Genomic DNA, 6,596 nt, shown 5'->3' on the forward strand with positions numbered 1-6,596 from the left:
GCTGCGCCAGGGTTCGGTACAGTTCCACCGCCTCCAGCGAGGCCTTCAGCGCCTCCTCCCGCCTCCCAAGCGCGCTCAATCTGTTGCCCAGGTTGTTTTGATGTCGAGCCCGCTCCGCAAGCCCGCTTTCCCCTGCTGCACCTCGCGCTCTCCAGAGCGTACGACTGAACCACCCGGCCACTCTGCGAAGCCATCTGGGCGCGCGTGGTCCGCCCGCCGCCTTGGATTGTTCCAAGAGCGTGCGGCTGACCCACGCGCCCACTCTGCCGAGCGACACTGTTGAGTCAGGAATGCCCTCGGCCTCCAGTTCACGAGCCAGCTGTACGTCCCCGTGCGCTTCGAGCCGAGCCGCCAGCACATCACCCAGCGCTGAGAACGCGGTTCGCAGTCCCACTGCCTTCGCGGCCTTCAATGCGGACTTCGCCCGGATAGAGAAAGGGCCATTGAAGAGCTGCTCAATCCATGGCTGTACCAGGCTAGGCTGCACGCTCGATGCACGGCCGAGGACCTCGAATCCCCTGCTTAGGACCTCTGCCCCCTCATCATCCGCGAACACCCTGGCCATCCAATCAGGAGGGACGCGGTCTGCCTCCAATGGCGGCGAGGCCACACGCCGCACCATGCCTTCTCCGAGAAGATCCGGCTCCAATGCCGGAATGTACAAGCGAACCCCTTCCTCCGCACGCTGATAGACCTGCTGGAGCAGCCGCAGCAGATCCTCCTCATCGGCGGATGGCGGGTGCCCGAACAATCGGTGCGTGACGGTAGAGGCTTCAACAGCGTTCACGAGCCCTCCCCGCAGCGTCGCAGCGGCAAGCACCTGACGAGCCAAGGATCTCCGCCGCCCGAGGCTCAACTTGTTGGCCTTCAGCGCAGGGGTTTCCCAGAACTGCTCTTCGTGGCTGAGGATGGCCTCCATCAAAGTCTGGGGCTCGAACTCGAGGCCCTCGACTGTCGCAAGGGCTGCCATGTGCAGGTAGAGCACCCGGTCAAAGAGCGGGTCCGCCAGCGAGACTTTCTTCTGCTGCTCGTACTTCTTTCCTCGTGCCTCAGCGAACTTCCGCGCGGCTTCATGGAACACCTTCTCCCGTTCACCCTGTTCCCCGGCCAGCGGCTCCAGCCGGAGCGGCGGAGTCGTCATGAGCCATTCACGCAACGTCGCGTCGTTCGCGGGGAGTTCCTTCCACCAATCCAGGTCATTGCGAGCGAGCAGCAAGAGGCGCACGCGTCGATGAGAGCCACCACGCTCCTGCCGGGCATGGTCGTACATGCGCCGGAGCACTGGAGCCAGCACCTCCGGACGGCTCTCCGCGTAATCGATCACGGCCAGCACGGGCTGACCGAGCATCCACCATCGGTCGAACCAGTCCTGAGGCGCGTTCTTCGACAAGAACCCGGCAGCCCAGTTCAGGTCCTTGCGGCGGCGGCTCCACTCGATCGCCAACCGAGTCTTGCCCGCACCGCCCTCAGCGTGGAGCAAGCGCACCGCCACCGTGGGCTCTGCGTCACACCAACGATCCAGCTCTGCGAGGACAGCTTCCCGCCCCTGATCGTGAAAAGGCACGACCTGGTAGCGCGCGTTCAAGAGTGCTGACGGTGGTGCGTTCCCAGGCAGATGCTCCTCGGTTCCCGAGACCAGGAGGTCATCGACACCGGGGATCCCCTCCACGTCGAGCTGGTCGCGCAGGAACGCGATCAAGCACTCGGCCGAGGCCCGGGCGGCGAACTGCTTGAAGTGCTCATCCCGGCCCTGGTTGGCGAAGTCCATCACGCCCTTCATCACCACGGCCTCAAGCTTCTTGTCCCGCTGGGCATGGGCCACCGCCCCGATGGCCGCCGCCTCCATCTCCAACCCCAACGTCTTGCGCATGTACTCGGAGATGAAGTCCCAGACCTGCTCGTCTTCCACCACCTGATTGCCGCTGCCCATGGGCGCGACGTGGACCTTGAACGGGAGCACTTTTCCCGCCGGGGAGAGGTCGGGCACCCGGTTGCGATGCTGGATCAGAACCACACTGATGCGCTTGCGCCCCTCCTCCGTGAGGGTGAGCGTACCGGTCTGTACGTGCTCGGACTTCCAGAGCGACCCGATGACATTCTCCCACTGGGGGCAGCGCTCATCGCACTCGGGATGGGACGCGGGGTCCACGACTCCCTGGTGCAGCATCGCCAGCACCCAGTTCTCCTGCCACTCGTAGGGCACGGGGCGCTTCTTCCACCACTCCTCGTTCTGGAAGCGCGCGGTGAAATCAAAGTGCTCGAGCGCCACTTTCCAGTCGTCGCGGAGGTTGTACGTCTTGAGATCCTGCTTCACTCCCTCGGGCTCACGCTTGCCCGTGTCGTGGAAGAACAACCGCTCCGGAGCGATCACATCACCGAGGTTCGTCTTGCCTGGGCGCCCCGCGCAGACACCGCACATGGCCACGCACCGGGGCTGGTATTTCTCCACCAGCGGCAACAACGCATTCGCCGCCGCTACCCCGCCCATGTCTCCGGCCTGAGCCACCGCGACGCGGAGGGGCCTGCCTCCTTTACCGCGGTACGTGCGGAACGCCACTGGGAGCCCATTGGGACCCTTCTCTTCCTCCCACCGGCTTCCTTCCCACGCGCCAGCGTCCACTTGGATCGCGGCCTGGTACTCCAGTGTGATCGCCGTCAGGATCACCACGTGGGCTTGACGCATGCGCTCCCCGCTCTCGGAATCCCCGGAACGTACCGGCCCCACATGCGCTCGACCAGTGGAGATGGGCACATTCCCCCACTGGCCGAAGAGGAGCGCGCAGGCCGTGTCCTACTGCACCGTGAGCAGCGCGCTGCCGGTGGTCGCGCTCGCGGACGGCACGACGAGCGTGAACCACCCCCGCTCCGTGCGCACCCCCGGCATGTGCTGAGCCGTGATCCGCAGCATGTATTCATTGCCCGAGGTGAGCAGTCCTGGTGGTAGGCGCAGGCTGCGCTCATCGGGGCCCAGATAGATGCGAGCGATGGTGGACATGAAGCCGAGGTCCACATTGTAGCGAGAGATCAGCAGCGTGTAGCCCGTGGCGGGGCCCAGTGCCGGCTGCTCCCAGGTCACCAGCGGTGTGGCTGTCCCCAGAATCCGTGGGGTCGTCGCGGGCATCCCGTCCACCTGGAAATCCCGCGGCAGTGAGATGCGGGGACGGACCGGCGTCGACGCAAGGTCGCTGACCGCCTCGGTGGAGAGGAAGGTCTCGGAAGTCCGCTGGGTTCGGCTCCCGTCATGGTTCGTCACGTTGAAGGAATAGAGGCTGGTGAACTGGGCCATCGGTTCCCAGCCGGTGGGATAGGGATTGCCGTAGGACAGCTCCTTCACCAGCGGCGCCTGGACGTCGGTGCGCCGAGGCACGAAGCTGAGCATCGCGCTGATGGAGTAGTCGAACCACCCTTCCTGGGCGGTCTTGAGTGCGGGATACACATCGACGAACCCGCTGATGGAAGGCGAGCCCGTGGTGGACGCGATGCGCAGCGCGTTGAACTCATCGCGCCGCCAGTCGAAGCGCAGCGTCTGCTGGGGCGCCGGCTGCAGGGTGGCCTCGACGGAGAACGTGCCACCGTCGAAGGCAAAGGGGATCACGTGGGCCGCACGCACCAGCGACGTATAGGGCACGGGCGCCCCACCATCCGGCTCTACTCCCGCGTCGCGCTCGAGGGTCTGGACCACCCAGGCCGTGTCGCCCTGGGCCGGGTCGAACCGGGGGATGTTGCCATAGTCCGAGTTGTACTCGGCGTCTGTTGCCACGAGCGAGGGCTGTCCTTCGACCAGCTCCTGCGGAAGGTAGAAGGACCCGCTGTCTTCGACGTCCAGCGAGTGGAAGTTCAGATACGAGTAGTTGGGCCAGAACGGGTCCGGGTCCGGCGCGAGCCCCGACAGGTTGAGACTCGCGGTGGCGGGATTCGGGAAGAACACGTCCCCGCGGTCCGGACGGCCGTACAGCCGGGTGCTGATGTCCACCGAGCGCCAGGAAACGAGGAGGTACTGGATGCTGGTGGTCTTCACCAGGTAGGTGCCCGGCGGAACATCGAAGCGGACGCGGCCAGGCTCCAGCGCGATCCCCGGGACAGGCGTCCCGCCATCATTGGGGAACAGCTGGGGGGGAGACGCGCTGTAGTCGCGGGGCCGGAGCTCGAGGCCTTGCCGCGAGTAGAAGGCGTCGATCTTCGTCAGGAGCATCGATGTGTTGGGATCCACGATGCCCGAGTCCGGCGTGCCTGAGTCCGGCGTGCCTGAGTCCGGCGTCCCTGCGTCTCCGGTGCCCGCATCTCCAGTGCCCGCATCCTCATCATGGGTGGGCGGGTCGCATGCCTCTGGTTGCTCGTCGCACTTGCCCGAGCCAGGGCAACCCAAGGCTCCCACCGCCAGGGCCATGGCAAGGAGCCAGGGGAAGGGCGAGAACGGCTTTCGAACGTGTGAAGACGTATCCATCGAGTGGAACTCCCCCCATTTGGAGTTTGCGAGAGGCTCGCAGGTGGTACCTGTGAGAGCTTACGCTAATGACGCCGACGCTCCAGCTCACGGGTGAGTGACTCCTCCAGGTTGCGGAGCACCTCCTCGGCGTCGATGGACTCTTCCTCGGAGTCCCAGTCGAGCAGCGGATCGGCGATGGCCATGCGCACGGTGAGAGAGCGCAGCCGGGAGAGCGCTCGCTCCATGGTGACGAGCAGCGCGGCGTTCTCCGGAGAGCGCTGCTGCAGCAGGCTGACCCCCACCTCCAGGGACTGAAGCGGGGTGTTGGCCGCGTCCCGCATCGCGAGGAACAACCTCGCCACCCGCTCCAGGGACTCGGCCTCGGCGCGGGCCTTCTGCAGCCGCTGCTCGATGCGCCACGTCCGCACGCGGAACACCAGCAGCCCGCACCCCGTGCCCCCCCACACGAGGGTGATCCACGGCTCCCACGGCATGTCGAGGCGCTCGTCCAGCGCCAGGCCGTACCAGAGGAGCACCGACTCCAGCGCGAAGGCACCAATGAGCCCCAGGCCGACCTTCAGCCCGGCGGGCGCCAGCATCCCGATGCCCAGCATCAACAGGCGGTGCCCCGTCAGCGGCAGCCACACGTGCCCCAAGGCCGCCATGGCCACCTCCGCCACCGCGAAGATGATCAGGTAGGGGAGCGCCACGGCCGTGAAGACGCCCGCGCTCAGCTGCGAGCTCGCCGTCCGCCGCCGGGCCACCAGCAGCGCCAGCAGGCCCACCGCCTCGAGCACGTGCAAGGCCCGGAGCGTGGGCAGCGTGAGGTCCCCAGCGTGCACCCGCCAGTCGATGAAGATGTAGGCCACCTCGCCCAGCAGCGTCAGCGCGGTGGCGAAGAAGGCCCCCCACCACGCGCGTGCGCGCTGCTCATCCGTCTCCCGGAGCGGGGGGGCGCTAGGCGTCGTGTGAGCCATCGGGCTTCCTCACCAGGGCCATCAGCTCCTTCGCGTTGACGGGCTTGGACAGGACCCGGGCCTGCGTCAGCTCGTGCGCCTGGCGCACCAGCGGGTGGGAGCGCGCGTGGCCCGTCAGGAAGACGACGCGCCCCTCAAAGCCGTTCTCCCTCAGCCAGTGGTAGGCGTCCAACCCGCTGGGCACTCGGGCGCCCAGGTTGACGTCCAGCAGGGCCAGCTCGCACTGGAGCACCTGCTCCTGCTGACGGACCATCGCCTCGAACGACGCGGCGCTCACGCACGCCTGCGCCCCGGAGGCGACCAGCAGATCGCACAACAAGGTCCGCAGGTCGTCGTCGTCCTCGAGCACCAGCACCCGTTGCACGTCGCCCCCTGGCCGCTGCCTATCGTACAGGCCCCAGCTGCCCGGAAGGGTGCCCTGTTTGAGAGCAACGCCTACATTTGTCCACATCATCGCGGGGACGGGTTTGGACACTCGCGTCATTTTTCCCGGCTGATCGCGAGCAACTTCCCGGGGACTGGTGAGACAATGGATTCGAGGATCAACCGCCCATGCCTTCTGAGGTGGGCCGAACCAGATTGAGGAGTGGTGTCATGCGCGTCAACGGGTCCGGAGGGCCTTTAAGAAGTCCGAAGCAGGCAGAGACAGAGACAGCCAAGCCTGCAACCGCCAAGGAAGCACCGCAGACGCAGACGGCGCGGAGCCCCGAGGCAACGACGCGGCAGACCTCAGTCGTGGGAGATGGTTTCGAGTCCTCGCGCGCCGCTGGCGCGGGCCGGGCCTCTGGCTCGGGGGCCGCACGTCCCCTGCCTGCCGAGGTGCGGACTCCCAGCGCGGACTACTTCCGGCAGCGCAGTGACGACTTCTCGCGCCGCAACCCGGGCGCGCCGACTCCGGAGCTCTACCAGGGCCAGGGGCAGAAGTCCCTGGAGAAGCTGGCCAGCCTGGGCTCGAAGGACCTGCAGCCCGCAGGGCTGGCGTGGCGGGACCGGGCCGTGAAGGCGCTGCAGGATGCCGTGGAGCTGAAGCGGGCGGCGGATCCAGCGGCCTTCGCGCAGCTCGAGAAGGATCCGGAGGCCTTCAAGAAGTTCACCGCGGACGCGCTCACGGATGCGTGCGTGCACTCGGGCCTGCTGAACCTGTCGGCGCAGGATCAGGTGAAGCTGGCCACCACTCCGGAGCTCCGGGCGCT

At 66.8% G+C, this 6,596-nt stretch carries 5 protein-coding genes; 1 reads left to right on the top strand and 4 read right to left on the bottom strand.

Translation table 11 applies throughout. From position 1 onward, the window contains the following. The 4 genes from VD972_RS11365 to VD972_RS11380 form a co-directional block, all read right to left on the bottom strand. A partial coding sequence (locus tag VD972_RS11365; RefSeq protein WP_324985196.1) for a hypothetical protein occupies nucleotides 1–2,683 on the bottom strand: 2,683 nt, incomplete at its 3' end. Between the two features lie 108 nt (nucleotides 2,684–2,791). Then, on the bottom strand, nucleotides 2,792–4,444 hold the full coding sequence (locus VD972_RS11370) for a hypothetical protein (protein WP_324985199.1): 1,653 nt from the start codon (nucleotides 4,442–4,444) through the stop codon (nucleotides 2,792–2,794). Nucleotides 4,445–4,509: 65 nt separating this feature from the next. After that, nucleotides 4,510–5,403, bottom strand: coding sequence for a hypothetical protein (locus VD972_RS11375; RefSeq protein WP_324985202.1), 894 nt, complete (start codon nucleotides 5,401–5,403; stop codon nucleotides 4,510–4,512). Further along, nucleotides 5,384–5,767, bottom strand: a complete 384-nt coding sequence (locus tag VD972_RS11380) for a response regulator (RefSeq protein WP_324985205.1) — start codon at nucleotides 5,765–5,767, stop codon at nucleotides 5,384–5,386. Before VD972_RS11380 ends, VD972_RS11375 begins: the two co-directional genes overlap by 20 nt. 230 nt (nucleotides 5,768–5,997) lie before the next feature. Here VD972_RS11380 and VD972_RS11385 point away from each other — a divergent pair. After that, nucleotides 5,998–6,596: hypothetical protein (locus VD972_RS11385; protein ID WP_324985207.1), on the top strand; the 599-nt coding region annotated here is incomplete at its 3' end.

The organism is Hyalangium sp. (assembly GCF_035629615.1).
In the GTDB taxonomy this organism is placed as follows: Bacteria; Myxococcota; Myxococcia; order Myxococcales; family Myxococcaceae; genus Hyalangium.